The following is a 19,052-nucleotide window of genomic DNA, read 5'->3' on the forward strand; positions in this document are numbered from 1 at the left end:
ATTTATTTCCGTTCAAATAGACTAATACTTTCTAAATGCCCTGTATTCGGGAACATATCGATCATTGCCACTTGTTTTACTTGATATCCAGCCTGCAAAAGCATTTCTGCATCTCGCACCAGTGTTGCTGGATTACAAGAGACATATACTATTTTTTCTGCCTTTAATTCCGCTAAAAAGGGGATCGCAAATGCCGCACCTGCACGTGGCGGATCAAGTAAGATTTTATTAAATTGCAGGCTTGCCCATTGTTGGGCTGAAAAAGATTGTGCTAGATCAGCCTGATAGAATTGGACATTTTTACATCCATTTCGTTCCGCATTTTGTTCTGCTTTATGCACCATTTCTGCCACACCTTCTACGCCCACCACTTGCTTGGCTTGAGCGCTTATTGGTAAGGTGAAATTGCCCATTCCGCAGAACAAATCCAGTACCTGATCTTGATCAGTTAAGTCGAGCCAATTCAATGCAGTATCAATCATCACCTGATTGAGTTGCGGATTAATCTGAATAAAATCACGTACATCAAAATGTAGCCGTTGCCGATTGTTCAATTCATAATAAGGGCTTTCACCATAAAGCTGCTGAATTTGCTCATCATCTTGCACAAACAGCATTAAATGTTCTTTTTGGGCAAATTCAATTAACAAAGTGCGGTCTTTTTCTGCCAAATTTTTTTGATGACGTAACAATAATGCCACACCGTTATCCGCGCGTACCAGCTCAAGATGCCCTAAATTTTTCGGGTTAGACCAGTGCTGTAAAAGTGCGGTGATTTTTGGCAACAAATTATCCAGAGGCTTTTCGATCACAAGGCAAGATTGCACAGGTTCAATATTTTGCGAATTTTTCTGCCGAAAACCAATGCGCAAACCGTGTTTTTTATCCCAATAAAGACTTAATCGTAAACGGCGACGATAATGCCATTGTTCACCGACAATTCTTGGCATTAATGCGATAGGTTCGCCTTGCAGTTTGCTTAAACGTTGGAATAATGCTTGCTCCTTTATCTGACGTTGCATTTCCAACGGAATATGCTGGGTTTGACAACCGCCGCATTTTTCATAATAAACACAGGCAGGCGATACACGTTGCGCACTGGCTTCCAACCATTTCTTCACCCCCCCTTTGCCATATTGACGCTTTTCTTCCAACACCGCAACCAGCACCTTTTCATCGGGTAACGCATTTTCAATAAACCAGGTTTTCCCTTCAATTTTCGCCACGCCTAGCCCTTGATAATCCAAGCCTTGCACCTTAGCGGTAAAAGTGCGGTGGTTTTTTTCAACTTTTTTTGGGGTATAAAGTAATGCCATAGGTTATTTCTGATATAAAATATGTTGAGTAAATAATTCCCGACTTTTCAAAGGTTTACTGCCCAAATAAGGCTTCAAGGCAATGCGCGTAAAACGTTTTGCTGCTTGCAATACCGCTTGATCGTGAAATTCTCGCCGTTCAAATGCCAGCAATTCTCTGCCATAAAAAGTCAGATTATCTTTAATTAGGGAAGCAATAAAGCCTTTTTCCTCACGATAACGATAAGTCATATTTTCATCAACCGGCTCACCTGACCCTGCACAGTGGCAAAAGTCAATCCCATAGCCCATCGCAGTCAGTAATTGAAATTCAAAGGTACGCAGGCTTGGCTCAACAGAATGAGACACACTAGCCAACCCGGTAATACATTTTAAATAGTCTTGGAAAATATCAGGATAAGGCGTTTCCACTGCTAATAAACGCATCAGGAGTTCATTGACATAAAAACCACTATAAAGTGCAGTAGGCTGCATAGGTAAGGTAAGCGAAGCAGCTTCAGCTTTGGTTAAAGTTTTCACCTCGCCTCGCCCAGTCCAGCGCAACAGCAAGGGGGTAAATGGCTGCAAAATGCTTTTCCACGCTGAACGTTTCGTTCTCGCGCCTTTCGCCATCACGGTTAAACGTCCTGTTTCTTCCGTAAACAAATCCACCAATAAGCTTGTTTCACTGTATGCCCTACGATGTAAAACAAAGCCCCGCTGCCAGTTTTCGATAACATTATCCTTAGCTAATCATTCGTTGAAGTGCGGATATTTTAACAGATTTTTTGCAAAGTGAGGGGGAAAAGTGCGGTGGGATTTTTTTGTGTTTTTTAATAAAAATTTCATAAAAAAGCACCGCACTTTATGATTATCACAAGTACGGTGGCATTATAAGAGCGTTTTTCAATTACATTTTCTTTTTACTCATTGTATCCATCCAAACAGCAAGTAGTAAGATACCGCCTTTGACAATATATTGCCAGAATGTAGGGACATCTAGCATACTCATTCCATTATCTAACAGGGCGATAATGAATGCGCCAATGACGACCCCATAAACACTGCCGATACCGCCGGCTAAACTTGCCCCACCAATGACACAGGCCGCAATGGCATCAAGTTCTGCATTTTGTCCTGCGGAGGGCGCGCCTGCACCTAGACGAGCGCTTAAAATAAGCCCTGCAATTGCAACCATAAAGCCATTTAAAGAAAAAATAATTAATTTGACTTTCTCAACACTAATGCCTGACAATCGGGCGGCGTCAATATTCCCACCAATTGCATAAATATGACGGCCAAATGCGGTTTTTCTTGCCATAAACATTCCTATTACGGCTAACAATGCCAGTAATAAAACAGGGAATGGAATACCGCGGTAGTCATTTAATAGGTAAATGGCGCCCAAAATCGCTAAGGCAAATAACGCATATTTTAAGGTTTCTTGTGCGTTAGAAGGGACAGCTAAGTGTAAGTGCTTTCTTGCTTTTCTTTGGTAGATTCCCCAGCTTATAAAACCTAAAATCGCGATTGTACCAATCAAGAAGCCAGCGAAATCAGGCAAATAACCTTGTCCGATCATCGTCATCTCTGTGCTAATTGGGGAGACGGTTGTACCATTTGTTAAGCCAATTAAGATTCCTCGGAACGCTAACATTCCCGCTAAGGTAACAATAAATGAGGGGACTTTGCGATATGCAACCCACCACCCATTCCAAGCCCCAAACAAAGTGCCGAGCAAAATAGTGGTAATGCTCGTTAAAGATAGAGGCCAATCCCACCAAACATTTGTAATGGCAGCAAAGCCTCCCAATAAGCCCATTAATGACCCCACAGAGAGATCAATTTCTGCGCAAATAATCACAAAAACCATTCCAATAGCGAGGATTCCTGTGATGGAAGTTTGACGCAATAAGTTAGAAATATTTCTTGCACTTAAATATGCCCCATCGGTGGCGAATGAGAAAAATGCCATAATCACAATAATGGCAATGAGCATAATATAAACTTGTAGATTAATGGATTTTAGCTTAGACATAATTACTCCTTAAGTGCGGCTTCCATCACTTGTTCTTGCGTTAAATGATCGTTGATGAGATCGGCTTTGATTTGTCCTTGGTGCATCACTAAAACACGATCGCTAATGCCCAATACTTCAGGTAATTCAGAGGAAATGACGATAACCGCCACACCTTGTTGTGCTAATTGACTGATGAGTTTATAAATTTCATATTTCGCCCCAATATCAATGCCACGAGTAGGCTCATCTAAAATCAGAATTTTAGGATTGAGCAATAAGCATTTTGCTAAAATCGCTTTTTGTTGGTTTCCTCCACTTAAGCGACCAATTGCTAAATCAGGGCTAGCGGTTTTTACGGTTAGTTTCTCAATAGATTGCTGAATGATGGTTTCTTCTAGTGGTTCATTAATGATATTGCCGAGCATACAATATTTTTTTAATGAAGAAAGCGTAATGTTTTTTCCTACTCCCATAATGGGTATAATGCCATGTTTTTTACGATCTTCTGGCACCATAACAATTTGCTGTGCAATGGCATCAGCACAATGGCGAATATGAATAGAATGGCCTTGTACAAAAATCTTTCCTTGATATTTCCCTTGATATGAACCAAATAGGCATTGTGCCATTTCAGTACGACCTGAGCCAACTAATCCTGCAACGCCTAATATTTCTCCTTTATGCAGACGGAAACTGACATTATCAACACGTTTAATATGGCGATTAATCGGATGCCAAGCCGAAAGCTGTTCAACGCGTAACATTTCTTCTCCGATAGGACGCGCTTCATAAGGGTAAAGTGAGGTAATTTCACGACCGACCATCATAGTAATGATGTCATCTTCTGTCATCAAGGCAGCAGGTTGCGTACCAATATGCTCACCATCACGGATAATACAAATTTTGTCAGAAATCGCTTTTACTTCATTTAATTTATGAGAAATATAAATACAAGCAATATTATGGGCTTTAAGATCTTGAACTAAGTTAAGCAGTATTTCGGTTTCTTTTTCAGTTAAACAGGCACTGGGTTCATCAAGGACTAATAAACGAACTTGTTTATTTAATGCTTTTGCAATTTCCACTAATTGTTGTTGCCCTAAGCCTAATTCAGCAACCTTAATATTCGGATCGATGTCTAACTGAACTTGTTGTAAAATGGTTTTACAGCGTAGATACATTTCATTATCGTCCGTAATACCTAATTTTGTTCTTTCATTACCTAAAAACATATTTTCCAAAATGGTCATATTTTTAACTAATGTCAGTTCTTGATGAATAATTGCAATGCCTTTTTCTTCCGTATCTTTAATAGTTTTAGCGATTAAAGGTTCATTAGAAAAATAAATTTCACCAGAATACTCACCATAAGGATAAATACCACATAACACCTTCATTAAGGTAGATTTACCAGAGCCATTCTCGCCACAAAGAGAAAGAATCTCTCCTTCGTTCAGCTCAATAGAAATATGATTTAATGCAGTAACATCACCAAACTTTTTAGTAATATTTTTCATTGATAATAATGTTGGCATACTAGAACCTCCTGATAAAGTGCGGTCTTTTTTTACCGCACTTTTTATACCGCTTTATTTCGCAGAAGTGAGATTATTTTTCAATTTGTGCTTTACTGTGGAATCCATCTTTAATAATGGTTTCTTCAATATTTTCTTTTGTTACGGCAATTGGATCTAATAAATAAGCTGGAACGTCTTTTAAGCCATTATTTAATACGGCATTTGATTCTGGTGTTTCATTTTTGGCTAATTGCACGGCGATTTCAGCTGCTTTATCCGCTAATTTAGTAATCGGCTTATAGACTGTCATCGTTTGCGTCCCTTGAACAATACGTTTAATTGCAGCAAGATCCGCATCTTGTCCTGAAATAGCCACTTTTCCTGCTAACCCTTGCGCACTCAAGGCTTGAATTGCTCCGCCTGCCGTTGCATCATTAGACGCGACTACGGCATCAATATTATTTTTATTTGCAGTCAAGGCATTTTCCATAATTTGCAGCGCTTTTTCGGCTAACCAAGAGTCCACCCATTGATCGCCTACAACCTTAATTTTTCCACTATCAATCAATGGTTGTAAGACTTTCATTTGTCCTTTACGGAATAATTTTGCATTATTATCAACAGGTGAACCTCCCATAAGGAAATAATTTCCTTCAGGTTTTACTTCAATAATACTTTTTGCTTGTAATTCACCCACTTTTTCATTATTAAAAGAAACATAAAAGTCTAAATCAGCATTATTAATAAGACGGTCATAAGCTAATACTTTAATGCCCTCACGTTTTGCTTCACCAATAATATTACCTAATACTTCCCCATTGAATGGAATAATTACTAAGACATCGACATTACGGTTAATCATATTTTCAATTTGTGATATTTGTGCTGTTGCATCGCCATTGGCAGATTGAACAAAAACTTTTGCCCCTAAACTTTCTGCTTTTTTCACAAAAATATCACGATCTTTTTGCCAACGCTCCAAGCGTAAATCATCAATGGACATACCTATGGTGAGATCTTTAGCGAGAACAGGATTGGTTAATAACGTTAAAGACGCGGCAAGAGAAAGGAAAAGATGTTTGATTTTCATAATAGCACCTCATATTAGGTTAAATTAATGATAGTTGAGCGCAACAACTTATTCACTCAATCCCTAGTTTGCTGAGGTTAAATTAATAATTCAATTATCAGATTTATTAATCCTATTATGTTTTTTCTTTTTTGTGATGAAGTACACAATAATAAAAAAATCGTTATTTCTTATCAAAGAGATAACGATTTTTACTTGTTTTACCTATTTAACTTATGCTTTATTTAATTTAGCAATACCAAATCCGGTGATCCCCCATAACATCGCAAATACGATACCACTCCAGCATAAAATTGCCCAAGGAAGATAAGATAGGGTCGCCACGCCAAGCGTTCCTGCCATATAAGCACCTGCTGCGGTCCAAGGTAAAATCGGCTCAATAATGGTTGCGGAATCTTCAGCCGTACGGCTTAGATTTTTTGGATGTAAGCCACGTTCTATATAAGCTTCGCGTAACATTTCGCCCGGAATTAAGATAGAAATTTGTCCATTACAAGTTACCCCAATCATCGTTAAACCACAAAGAATGGTGGTAAAAATTAAAGAGGCGGTTGAACGCACTAATTTTAATAAGTGTTTAATAATCACTTCTAAGGCACCGCTAAGAGATAAAATACCTGCAAATGAAAGCGCACAGAAACAGATCAATAATGTGCCCATCATTGAATTCATACCACCACGATTTAGTAGGCGAGCTAAATCACTACTAACCTGAATATCATTAGGAATCATCGATACATTAAAACCATTCACTGCACTATTCACCACATCTGCTAAGGCAAACTTCTGAATAAAAATCGCATTGAGTATGGCAACAAAGGCAGACAGTAACATAACTGGAATGGTTGGTTTTTTGCTGATAGACCCCCATAAAATAATGGCAACAGGGATAAGTAATAAAATGACATTAAAGTGATAAACTTGTTCTAAACCAGATATCATTTCAACCACTTTTGCGGGTGTGGCGACATCGTGTAAATTACCAGACATACCGTAAAAAATATATACAATAGCCGCAACGATAAAAGAAGGTAATGTAGTATAAAGTAAGTGGGCAATATGCTCATATAAATCCACCCCCGCAGCTGCTGAGGCAATATTTGTGGTATCAGAAAGCGGAGAAAGTTTATCACCAAAATAAGCCCCAGCGACAACAGCACCGGCGGTTGCCGCAAGATTCGCATCTAGACCTATTGCCACTCCCATAAAGGCGACCCCGACTGTTCCTGCGGATCCCCAAGACGTCCCCGTACAAACAGACACAATAGAGGTGAGTAATAAGGCAGTAATATATAAGAATTTAGGATCGATGACTTTTAAGCCATAATAAATCATCATTGGAATGGTTCCACCAGCAATCCATGTCCCAATTAACAGCCCCACTGTAATTAAAATTAAAAGTGCGGGCATTGTTTTGGCAATTTTTCCTGCAATAGCCCCGAGCATTTCATCATAACTATAGCCAAGATACTTCACTAATCCACCGGCAAAAACACAAGAAATGATCATTAATGGCTCAGGTGGTAAATCGAAAAAGGCATAACCTAATCCGAGTAAGATAAGCATGACCAAAATTGGTGATAATGCTTCCATTAAACTTGGTGTTCGATGTAATTTAGTTGTACTCATCGTTATTCCCCTTATGCTTGTTGTTTTAACCCATCTCGAAGTTGAATTAAAGCCTGTTGCAATAAAACCCGTGGCATTGCAATATTCATTCGGAAAAATCCCATTCCTTCGATCCCAAAATCTGTTCCCCAAGCCAGCTCCACTTGTGCAAGGCTGGTTATGCGATTTTTTAATGTTGCTTCATCTATCGCTAATTTTTGATAATTCACCCATAGCAAATAAGTTCCTTCAGTACAAACCACATCGAATTGTGGTATTTCTTGGGCAAAAAAATGTGTTACAAATTGTTTATTTTCGGCTATTTCATTTTTAATTTGTGTTATCCAGCTATCACATTGTTGATATGCCACCATAATAGCTGGAATAGAGAAATAATTAGGATTATGGATGCCAAGCTGCAATAAAGTGCGGTGTAATTTTTCTCTAATTTTACGATTATGAATTAACAGATTTGCAATTTCTAATCCCGGAATATTGAATGTTTTTGCTGGAGAGGTGCAAATCATAGAATGATTTTTCACATAAGGCGTAATGCCCGCAATAATTTGGTGTGCTTGTTGGGTAAAAGTAAAATCAGCGTGAACATCATCAGAAATAATAAAAACCTGATATTGTTCGGCTAATTGTGCAATTTTTTGTAATTCTTCAAATGTCCATACTCTCCCTGTTGGATTATGAGGGGAAAGTAAAATAAATGTTTTAGCTTGCTTAAAGCAGTCTTCCAATTTTGGAAAATCAATATGATAACCATTATTTTTATAGACTAAAGGACAGGTTAGTAGCTCACGTTGGTTATCGGTTATGATATTGGTAATAGGGGAATAAGATGGCGTGAATAAGCAAATTTTATCAGCCGGTTGTGTGAATTCCCGTAAATAAATGGCAATGCCCTGAATAATTCTTGGACAAAATACAATCTCATTTTTATCAACGGGATAATGATAATGGCGTTTAATATAGTTTGCGACGATATCAAAATAATTTTCAGGTAATAATGTATAACCATAAATGCCCGTTTTATTTGCTTTATCAAGTGCTTCAATCAATGCTTGGGGGGCAGGTAAATCCATATCAGCCACGGACATTGAAATATAGTTTTCGCCTCGATAATTATGCCACTTCGCACTATATTGTTCGATGCGTTCAGCTATTTGTTTTTTATAGGCTTTATGTGTCATATTCTTCTCCTTGTTTTAGAATTAGAAATACCAAGCTGATTACATAGCAAATTTAAACGCACTAAACGCATTTTTATTTTCTCCTAAGGTTAATTTAAAGTTTGCTGCTTTGTTTTACTATTCAGAAAATTAATATTGCTATTATGTTTTTTCTTTTTTGTGATCTTCTGCACAATAAAGAATAATCTTAATGAATAAATAAAATAACGTAATTGCTCCCTTTGCATTTTTAGTGAATGATGCGAATGAACTTAATGCAATAAGGAGAAAGAACGATGACAAACTATTTTGATAAAATTGATAAAATCCGTTATGAAGGGGTAAACTCAACCAATCCCTTGGCATTTCGTTATTATGATGCCAATCAAGTCATTTTAGGCAAAACAATGGCTGAGCATTTGCGTTTAGCAGTTTGTTATTGGCATACCTTCTGTTGGAATGGTAATGATATGTTTGGTGCCGGCTCGCTTGATCGTCATTGGCAAAAAAATAGTGATCCGCTTGCTGGGGCAAAACAGAAAGCGGATATTGCGTTTGAATTTTTTACTAAATTAGGTATTCCTTACTATTGTTTCCATGATGTTGATATTGCGCCAGAAGGAAACTCCTTTAAAGAATATTTATATAATTTCCATACCCTTGTAGATGTTCTGGCTCAAAAACAAGCAGATACAGGCATAAAATTATTATGGGGAACAGCGAATTGTTTTACTAACCCACGTTATATGGCGGGGGCTTCGACCAATCCAAATCCAGAAGTCTTTGCTTGGGCCGCCGCACAAGTTGTCAATGCAATGAATGCAACCCAAAAATTAGGTGGTGAAAATTATGTATTATGGGGCGGTCGAGAGGGCTATGAAACCTTACTTAATACCGATCTAAAACGGGAACGTGAGCAAATAGGACGTTTTATGCAAATGGTTGTTGATCACAAGCATAAAATTGGTTTTAAAGGCACATTATTGATTGAACCAAAACCGCAAGAACCAACCAAACATCAATATGATTATGATGTTGCAACGGTTTATGGATTCTTAAAACAATTTGGTTTAGAAAATGAAATCAAAGTGAATATTGAAGCGAACCACGCCACACTTGCCGGCCATACATTCCAACATGAAATTGCAAGCGCTTATGCTTTAGGTATTTTTGGATCTATTGATGCAAACCGCGGTGATCCTCAACTTGGCTGGGATACCGACCAATTCCCAAATAGTGTTGAAGAAAATACATTAATTATGTATGAAATCTTGAAAAATGGTGGCTTTACTACAGGGGGATTTAATTTTGATGCGAAAATTCGCCGCCAAAGTTGCGATCCTTATGATTTATTTTATGGGCATATCGGGGCTATTGACGTACTTGCTTTATCACTCAAACGCGCAGCTAAAATGCTTGAAGAACAGCAATTAGAAAAAATTGTTGCGCAACGTTATGCAGGTTGGGAAGGTCAATTAGGACAGGAAATTCTCTCTGGTCAAGCCTCTTTAGCAAGCCTTGCTGAACTTGTTGAACGCCAAAATCTAAATCCTCAACCAATTTCAGGTCAGCAAGAATATTTAGAGAATTTGGTTAATCGTTATATTTATGACTAATATTAAGGATTAAGAAACGCGAATAATAAGGCTTGTAGGATATATAGCAATCTGCAAGCCTTTGTCCTATCAAAAGGAGTGATTATGTATATTGGTATTGATCTCGGCACCTCTGGGGTAAAAGTTGTATTACTTGATGAACAACAGCGTATTCTCGCCACCACACATCATCCTTTATCTGTTTCTCGCCCATATTCACTGTGGTCTGAACAAGATCCTGAAACTTGGTGGCAAGCAACAGAGCACGCAATGCTTAACTTAGCACAACAACATCCGCTGAATGATGTTAAAGCCATTGGTTTAACTGGGCAAATGCACGGTGCAACATTACTTGATAAGCAAGATCAAATTCTTCGCCCTGCTATTTTATGGAATGATGGGCGGAGTGCAAATGAGTGTCTGGAATTAGAACAAAGCGTCCCCGAATCTCGTCAAATTACTGGCAATTTGATGATGCCGGGGTTTACCGCGCCTAAATTAAAATGGGTAAAAAAGAATGAGCCTGCATTATTTGCAAAAATTAACAAAGTATTATTGCCAAAAGATTATCTCCGTTTAAGAATGACGGGGGAATATGCCTCTGATATGTCAGATGCCTCAGGAACAATGTGGCTTGATGTTGCACAACGCCAATGGAGTGAGCCTCTTCTCAATGCTTGCGAACTCAGTATTGAACAAATGCCGAGATTATTTGAGGGCAACCAAATTACAGGCTATTTACGTCAAGATATTGCTCAACAATGGGGAATGAAATCCGTTCCTGTTGTGGCAGGTGGTGGCGATAATGCAGCAGGTGCAATAGGAATAGGGCTGTATCAAGCTGGGCAAGCAATGTTGTCATTAGGAACATCAGGGGTTTATTTTGTAGTAACGGATCAATTCAGCGCCAATCCACAAAAAGCCGTGCATAGTTTCTGCCACGCCCTCCCTGAACGTTGGCATCTGATGTCGGTGATTTTAAGCGCCGCTTCTGCGATTGATTGGGTAAAAAATATTACGGGAATTCGCGATATCGCACAACTCTTCAACCAAATAGAGCACTGTAAAACCTCTTCCGATGCACTTTTTTTACCTTATCTTTCTGGCGAACGTACGCCGCATAACGATCCTTATGCCACAGGAGTATTCTGGGGACTCAACCACAATGATGATGCGATTACTATGGCGAGAGCAGTGCTTGAAGGCGTTAGTTTTGCCCTTGCTGATGGTATTGATGTTTTACACGAAACAGGCGCAGAAGCAACGAGTATAAGCCTTATTGGCGGAGGAGCCAAAAGTGCCTATTGGCGACAATTATTAGCGGATATTACGGGGAAAGTATTTGAATATCGCACAGGAGGAGATGTTGGACCAGCTCTTGGGGCAGCCAAATTAGCCCAAATTGCACTAAATCCAATGCAACCGCTTGCTGACTATTGTAAGCCACTCCCGCTTGAAAATATCTATCAACCAAATAGCCAAATTTATCAGCAATATCAACAAAAACGAGAAAAATATCATCAACTTTATCAACGATTAAAAGGGCTTTAAGTCAGTAAAATCAAGTGCGGTGTAAAAATGGGCTAAATTTATACCGCACTTCAAATGAAAACAAACGGTTTAATTTTTTCTAAATTTCGTTATGCTATTCATCAAATGGAGATAGGTAGGAACGGAAATATGCAACATACAGGAAAGTTTTATCGTATCGCACTACTTTTTAATGCTAATAAAGTTTATGATCGCCAAGTTGTCGCAGGTGTCGGTCAATATTTACAGGCCTCTCAATGCACGTGGGATATTTTTATGGAAGATGATTTTGTTTACCATAAAGAAACTATCCAACGCCTTTCCATTGACGGAATTATTGCTGACTTTGATGATCCAGAAACCGCCGAATTACTGAAAAATATAGATGTTCCCCTTGTCGCCGTGGGCGGTTCTTACCAAAATCCTGATTTTTATCCACATTTTCCTTATGTTGCTACCGATAATTACGCATTAATTGAAACCGCTTTTTTACATCTCAAACAAAAAGGATTAAATCACTTTGCTTTCTATGGCTTACCCACAGAAAATCAGCAAAAACATTGGGCGATTGAACGGGAAAATGCGTTTATTCACTTAATGCAAAAATACGCTTATCCTATCCGCCTTTATCAAGGCGAACAAACCAATTCACAAAATTGGCGCACAGCACAAGAAAAGTTAATTCAATGGATTCAATCACTTCCGAAACATACGGGGATTATTGCGGTTACCGATGCAAGGGCAAGGCATCTATTACAAGCCTGTGAAACAGCAAGAATGGCAGTGCCTGATCAATATTGTGTAATTGGTATAGATAATGAAGAAATTATACAATATCTCTCTCGCATTTCACTGTCATCCGTCTCTCAAGGCACAAAACAAATTGGTTATCAAGCAGCAAAATTATTACACCATCAACTGAATCACCTGCCTGTTAGCAATAAACCCCTACTTATTCCCCCATTAGGCGTTGAAGAACGCAATTCTACTGACTACCTTTCTTTATGTGATCCTCTCGTTATACAAGCAATGCATTATATTCGACAACGTGCGTGTCAAGGGATAAAGGTTGAGCAAGTACTAGATCATTTAAGAGTTTCGCGTAGTAATTTAGAACTCCGTTTTAAAGCGGAAATGAATAAAACCATTCATCAAATTATTCATCAAGAAAAAATGAAAAGAGCCATTCATTTACTACGATTTTCTGATATTGCAATTACTGAGATTGCCGAAGTATGCGGTTACCCCTCCTTGCAATATTTTTATTCCGTATTTAAAAAAGAACAGGGCAATACGCCCAAAGCATTTCGGGCATATTGGCAAAATAAATAACAGCATAATGAATTAAAAATACCGTGCTTTAATCTACTTTAATCAGGAGAAATAATGCTGTTGCTCCTGAGATTACTCACCATCACCGTCAAATTCCCTGTTTCTTTCATAGATAAATCCCTCAACAAAAAAGTGCGGTGGGATTTTTTTGTGTTTTTTGTAAAAAACAAATGTTATTTATAAAAATAACAAAATATTTTGACAAATAATTACATCACTCTATAATGAAAATTAATCTTGTAATTTAAACAAGGAACAAAATGAAACTGCAACATCTTGTGCAATTTGAAATGGGGGCATTACTTTCTCGGCTCACGGAGCAACCGAATAGTCCTTGTTATTCATTATATGATCAAGCGGATCTACAAGCGGATTTTGAGCGCCGAACAGAATCCACAGAGGGCAAGCAAATTTGTACGCCAGATTGCCCTACCTTGCTACAAGAAGGGGATATCATTTTTAGCCTGATCTCAGGCACGGCAGTGCAAGTCTGTCAGACTCGTGCAGGCTATGTGTTTTCTCACAATTATGCTCGACTATATCCGTCCAAAGAACTGGATAACGCTTTTTTGGTTTATTTGCTGAATAATGATGTTGGAATAAAACGGCAATTAATCACCAGTTTACAGGGTTCGAGTGTGATGAAATATAGCCTTAATCAATTACGCAACTTACAACTTTCGCCACTTCCACCATTGGAAGTACAACAGGCCATCGGGCAAGTTGATCGTTTGCAACGTCGTATCACGATGTTAAAAAAACGTGTAGCAGAAAATGAGGCAATGCTGACCTCGTACTTACTCAATAATTTTCAAAAACAATGCAAATCCAACATCAAGGATTAAGGAATGATTATGCCTAACTATAAATACGAATCGGAATTTGAAAAATCCCTTATTGAATATCTTTCCACTGGCAACATCACCACGGCTGATCATTTGCAAGGATTAAGCCACTATTTAGATTTCCCTAGAAAAACGAGAATTTGGCAATATCTTCCTGAAATCAAAACAACAGAACAGCTTTGGGATAATTTTAAACGCATTTTAGAACGGTTAAATGCCCAGTCATTAAGATCCCCCTTAAGTGAAAATGAATTTAATCAAGTAAAAACCAAACTGGCTGAGCAAACTCGTACCCCCTTTGAGGCTGGGAAATTTCTATATGGAACTAATGGTGTTTCACAAATTGAAATTGATTTAGATGATGGTCGGCACGTTTTTTTGACCGTCTTTGATCAAAAACAAGTTGGCGCAGGCAACACGGTTTATCAAATTGTCAATCAAATCGAACGCCCTGCGGTTATCCCCGGTAAACCAAACCGCCGTTTTGATGTAACTTTATTGATCAATGGCTTACCTATTATTCAGCTAGAACTCAAAGCAGATGCACATTCTGTCAATGAATCACTTAATCAAATGGAGCAATATATTAAAGAACAGCAATACCAAGGTATTTTCTCCACTGTACAAATCTTGGTAGGAATGACACCGCACAATGCAAGATATATGGCAAACACGACAGCTGATTATTTTAATAAGGATTTTTCCTTTGCTTGGCAAAAACGTAGTGATAACAGTATTGTTCGACACTGGAAAGAGTTTGCCGATTCAATGCTTTCTATCCCAATGGCGCACCAAATGGCAACGAACTATATGATTTTAGATGGTACGCCAAACAAAACAATGCTCAAAGTAATGCGTCCTTACCAAGTTTATGCAACGCAAGCAGTGATTGAGGGGATTAAACACGCCGATTTTGAAATGGGTGATAAAAAAATTGGCTATATTTGGCATACCACAGGCTCAGGAAAAACCATCACCAGTTTCAAAACTGCGTGGTTGGCAAGCCGTTTACCTAAGGTAAACAAAGTCGTCTTTGTTGTCGATCGTATAGCTTTAACCAAGCAAACGCTTGAAAATTATCGTGCTTATGACCCAGATAACAATGACGATGTAGGCGCTATTCTGGATACAAATAATACTCGAGATTTACGCCGAAAACTCAAAAGCAATGAAAATAGCATTATTATTACGAGTGTGCAAAAACTTGGAAAACTAGTGAAAAGTCGCGATTTTAGCGCACCAAATAAAAATATCGTTTTCATTGTTGATGAAGCGCACCGCTCTACTGCAGGAGATCAATTCCAACTGATCAAAGATAAATTCAAGCACGGCGTTTGGGTCGGATATACTGGTACTCCAATGTTTGACGGAAAAACCACGCAAAATATTTTTGGCAACTTATTGCACGCCTACACCATTAAAGAAGCCATTGCTGATCGCAACGTACTAGGCTTTAAAGTGGATTTCAAAAGCACTGTAGACATTCGTGAATTGCTCAAACAAAAATACCCTGATTGGTCGGAAGAAAAAATTGATGCTGAGCTTGAAGCAATGCGTAAAGAAGAATTTGATGAGGCTAAATTCTTAGATAATGAGAGCAAAAATACGATCAGTAAAGGCGAAAAAGTGGAACGAACACTCACGCGCAATTTTTACGATGAAAGTGATGAACATATCCGCCTTGTTGTCGCTGATATTTTCAAAAACTGGCGAAATCGTTCCAATGATTTTAAATACAACGCAATGTTCACCGTCCACGTCAGTGGTAATGGTGCTAGCACGCCACTTGCCTCAAAATACTATCAAGAATTTCAACGAGTGAACAAAGAGCGGTCAAAAAAAGGTGAATTTACCTTAAAAGTTGCGCTAACTTATAGCTTAAACACAGACAACAGTGATGAAATGGCACAAACAAATCAAGTGTTACACGACGCAATTAATGACTATAACGCAATCTTTGGTACAAATTGGGGATTAAACACTGTCCAAGAATATTTTTCAGATCTCAGCTCTCGCCTAAATAAAACCGTTTACGATAGAAATTATCTTGATCTTGTTATCGTTATCGATCAACTACTCACCGGCTTTGATGCGCCGGGACTTAACACCCTCTATGTCGATCGTATCTTAAAAGGCGCTGGACTGGTGCAAGCCTATTCACGCACCAACCGTATCGCCGATTTGCAAGAAAAACCTTGGGGACAAGTGGTGAATTACCGTTGGCCTGTACAAAATGAACGCTTAATGAACGAGGCACTCGCCACATACGCAAACAAAGATTCCGCCAATAAAGTGGAAGAACCCTCACCTGTCTATATTGATGATATAACCCCACCTTGGCTTGTGAAGCCTTTTCATCAACAATTAGATGAAGTCAAAAATGTCGTCAATGCCCTCGCTGAATGTACTCAAAACCCAAGTGGCGAACCATTTATGCAACTTCCACCGAGTGAAAAAGCAAAAGAAGAAATGTTAGTTCATTTACGTGATTTTAATGCGGGCATTACCAAATTAAAGCAATATCCAGCCGAGGAAATTGATGGGCATATTGCCGGCTTTGATTACGATAATCCAGATGCCCTCATTGAAGCGCTTGGAATGACGCCAAGCCAATTTGAAATGCTCACTACCGTGCTTGCCGGTGAACTAAAACGCCATTTAGCTCAGGAAAAAGATATTCCAATATCTCAAGTTGAGCTGAGAATGACTCATATTAAGGACATTAAAGTTGATTATGATTATCTCACCGAACTCGTGAATCAACTTATTACCCAAGTACAAGCCGGTGAAACTGAAGCGGCAGAAAAAACAGAAGAAAAAATCCAACAATTTGCCAATGGTATGGATGATACAGCTTATGCAGAACAAATCCGCCGTGCAATTCAAGCCATTATGACAGGCGAATATCCAACAGACTCAAGCCAAAAATGGAAAAATATCAGCGTTGCCGAACTGTCAAAGACTATCAGCACGGCAAGCAATATCAGCATTGATCGTAAATTGCTAGATTTTCGCAATAAATGGGGCATTACCGACATCATTAACAATGTGCAAATTCGCAATTTCATCGCTAATCACCGCTATGGCGAAAAAGATTTAGACGATGATAAAAAACTCACCACCATCATCACAGAAGGCAGCAAAAATTACACCGCACTTGCTACGGATGAACATATACAAAAATTAACCAACATCAAATACCGCACAGAATTACGCAAAGCGTTTTATCAGTTGGCTGATAGGTTGGTGCAGGATTAAGTGAAAAATAAGTAAAGGAGGCAATATGCAGATAGCTCAATTATTACAGCAATCTGAAAATGAACTCATTGAATTTAAAGAAGCAAAAAACCAATTTGATGATAACAAATTAGGACGCTATTGCTCTGCGCTTGCTAATGAAGCCAACCTTCATCATAAACCTTTTGCATTCTTAGTATTGGGGGTTAGTGATGATAAAAAAATAGTTGGTACAACATACTGCAGCGGAAAGAATGGTAGTAATGAAATTAAGAAAAAACTTGCTGATGGCTTATCAGAACGCTTTAACATTCAGGATATTAAGGTAGAATTTATTGAAGAGAAAAGAATATTGCTCTTTAAAATTCCTGCCGCGCCGAAAGGCATTCCTATTGCATGGAAAGGTCATTACTACGCAAGAGAAGGAGAATCGCTAAGTGCATTAAACATAGAGAAAATGGAACGTATTCGTTCACAAAACCAACAACGTGATTGGAGTAGCGAAATTGTTGAAAATGCTGAAATTGACGATTTAGACCCACAAGCAATTTTAATAGCTCGTCAAAATTTTATCGTAAAAAACCCAAAACTTCGTGAAGAAGTGGCAAGCTGGGATGACAAAACATTTTTAAACAAAGCAAAATTAACCATTAAAGGGAAAATTACAAATGCAGCCATTATTTTACTAGGCAAAGAAGAATCGGAAGTTCTGATTAATCCAGCAAGCCCAATGATTACTTGGATTTTAAAAAATGAACAAGGCAGTGAAATGGATTATGAGCATTTTTCCTGCCCACTATTACTTAATGTAGAAAAAGTATTTAATAAAATCCGAAACTTAAAATATCGCTACATCAAAAACGGTAATCTCTTTCCAGAAGAAGTTGAGCAATATGACCCCTACATAATACGAGAAGCACTACACAATGCTATTGCTCACCAAGATTATGAGTTAGGTGGCAAAATTACATTAGTAGAATGCCAAAATAGTCAGCTCTATTTTACTAACTCGGGGAGATTTATTCCTCAAAGTATTGAAATGGTTTTATCTGAAAACGCACCAGAAAACCGCTATCGTAATCGTTTTTTAGCGAATGCAATGGTTAATATTAATATGATTGACACGATCGGCAGCGGCATTAGAAAAATGTTTACCATTCAAAAAGAACGGTTTTTTCCCTTACCCGAATACCAGCTTTCTGATCAAAAAGTACAGGTATGTATCGTAGGTAAAGTATTGGATATTGCCTATGCCCAAAAGCTCGCTTCTTCTCCTAATTTATCACTAGAAGAAATTATGTTGCTTGATAAAGTACAGAAAAAGCTACCTATCTCAGATAAAGCGGCAAAGCACTTAAAAAGCAAAAAGCTCATTGAAGGTAGAAAACCCAATTACTATATTTCTGCAACAATTGCACAACTTAGTGATGATGAAGCCACATATATTCATCATAAAGGACTCAATGATAAATATTATCAAAAACTTATTATTGAATATTTGCAACAATTCAAAACAGCTAAGCGAAAAGATTTTGAACGACTTCTGCTAGACAAACTTCCTACGGCTTTAGACGAAAATCAGAAGTACCATAAAATTAAAAATCTTCTACAATCACTGAAAAATCAAGGGATTATATGCAATGAAAACCGTATTTGGCAATTGTCTAGATGAGCAATATAAAAAATAGTTTAGACAAATTTAGACGAACCATTTAGACAAAACTTTCATCATTCTTAATAAAATTATTGAAAATCAATTAGATATATGGATTTAAAATTGTCTAGATGGTTATGAGCAAAAAACA

Annotated in this window: 13 protein-coding genes; 6 read left to right on the forward strand and 7 right to left on the reverse strand. The window is 38.1% G+C overall.

Translation table 11 applies throughout. From position 1 onward, the window contains the following. Positions 1–2 precede the first annotated feature (2 nt). From rlmD to L4F93_RS03215, 7 genes are all read right to left on the reverse strand, one after another. Entirely contained in the window at positions 3–1,316 is a 1,314-nt protein-coding gene (rlmD, locus tag L4F93_RS03185) for a 23S rRNA (uracil(1939)-C(5))-methyltransferase RlmD (RefSeq protein ID WP_250351099.1), read from the reverse strand. Between the two features lie 3 nt (positions 1,317–1,319). Continuing rightward, a complete protein-coding gene (recO, locus tag L4F93_RS03190; protein WP_250351614.1) occupies positions 1,320–2,030 on the reverse strand; it encodes a DNA repair protein RecO in 711 nt (236 codons plus the stop codon). Positions 2,031–2,205: 175 nt separating this feature from the next. Beyond that, complete coding sequence (locus L4F93_RS03195) at positions 2,206–3,333, reverse strand: sugar ABC transporter permease (protein ID WP_250351100.1); 1,128 nt, start codon at positions 3,331–3,333, stop codon at positions 2,206–2,208. 2 nt (positions 3,334–3,335) lie between these two features. Further along, complete coding sequence (gene xylG, locus L4F93_RS03200; protein ID WP_250351101.1) at positions 3,336–4,850, reverse strand: D-xylose ABC transporter ATP-binding protein; 1,515 nt, start codon at positions 4,848–4,850, stop codon at positions 3,336–3,338. Positions 4,851–4,923: 73 nt separating this feature from the next. Beyond that, a complete protein-coding gene (xylF, locus tag L4F93_RS03205; protein ID WP_250351102.1) occupies positions 4,924–5,922 on the reverse strand; it encodes a D-xylose ABC transporter substrate-binding protein in 999 nt (332 codons plus the stop codon). Positions 5,923–6,135: 213 nt separating this feature from the next. After that, a complete protein-coding gene (nhaC, locus tag L4F93_RS03210) occupies positions 6,136–7,551 on the reverse strand; it encodes a Na+/H+ antiporter NhaC (protein WP_250351103.1) in 1,416 nt (471 codons plus the stop codon). Between the two features lie 11 nt (positions 7,552–7,562). Beyond that, entirely contained in the window at positions 7,563–8,729 is a 1,167-nt protein-coding gene (locus L4F93_RS03215; protein WP_250351104.1) for a MalY/PatB family protein, read from the reverse strand. 275 nt (positions 8,730–9,004) lie between these two features. On the opposite strand from L4F93_RS03215, the gene xylA reads away from it, so the two are divergent. The 6 genes from xylA to L4F93_RS03245 all read left to right on the forward strand — a co-directional run bounded on the left by xylA (position 9,005) and on the right by L4F93_RS03245 (position 18,919). Further along, complete coding sequence (xylA, locus tag L4F93_RS03220; RefSeq protein WP_250351105.1) at positions 9,005–10,324, forward strand: xylose isomerase; 1,320 nt, start codon at positions 9,005–9,007, stop codon at positions 10,322–10,324. An 84-nt stretch (positions 10,325–10,408) separates the two neighbouring features. Next, positions 10,409–11,854 carry a xylulokinase gene (gene xylB / locus L4F93_RS03225; RefSeq protein ID WP_250351106.1) on the forward strand — a complete coding sequence of 482 codons (1,446 nt, stop codon included), beginning with the start codon at positions 10,409–10,411 and terminating at the stop codon, positions 11,852–11,854. A 129-nt stretch (positions 11,855–11,983) separates the two neighbouring features. Further along, positions 11,984–13,165: a XylR family transcriptional regulator gene (locus L4F93_RS03230; protein WP_250351107.1), complete on the forward strand. Its 1,182-nt coding sequence runs from the start codon at positions 11,984–11,986 to the stop codon at positions 13,163–13,165. A 260-nt stretch (positions 13,166–13,425) separates the two neighbouring features. Next, positions 13,426–14,010 carry a restriction endonuclease subunit S gene (locus L4F93_RS03235; RefSeq protein WP_250351108.1) on the forward strand — a complete coding sequence of 195 codons (585 nt, stop codon included), beginning with the start codon at positions 13,426–13,428 and terminating at the stop codon, positions 14,008–14,010. Between the two features lie 9 nt (positions 14,011–14,019). Continuing rightward, entirely contained in the window at positions 14,020–17,268 is a 3,249-nt protein-coding gene (locus L4F93_RS03240) for a type I restriction endonuclease subunit R (RefSeq protein ID WP_250351109.1), read from the forward strand. 25 nt (positions 17,269–17,293) lie between these two features. Beyond that, positions 17,294–18,919, forward strand: coding sequence for an RNA-binding domain-containing protein (locus tag L4F93_RS03245; protein WP_250351110.1), 1,626 nt, complete (start codon positions 17,294–17,296; stop codon positions 18,917–18,919). Positions 18,920–19,052: the final 133 nt, after the last annotated feature.

The sequence above is a fragment of the Avibacterium sp. 20-132 genome (assembly GCF_023611925.1).
Lineage (GTDB): Bacteria > Pseudomonadota > Gammaproteobacteria > Enterobacterales > Pasteurellaceae > Avibacterium.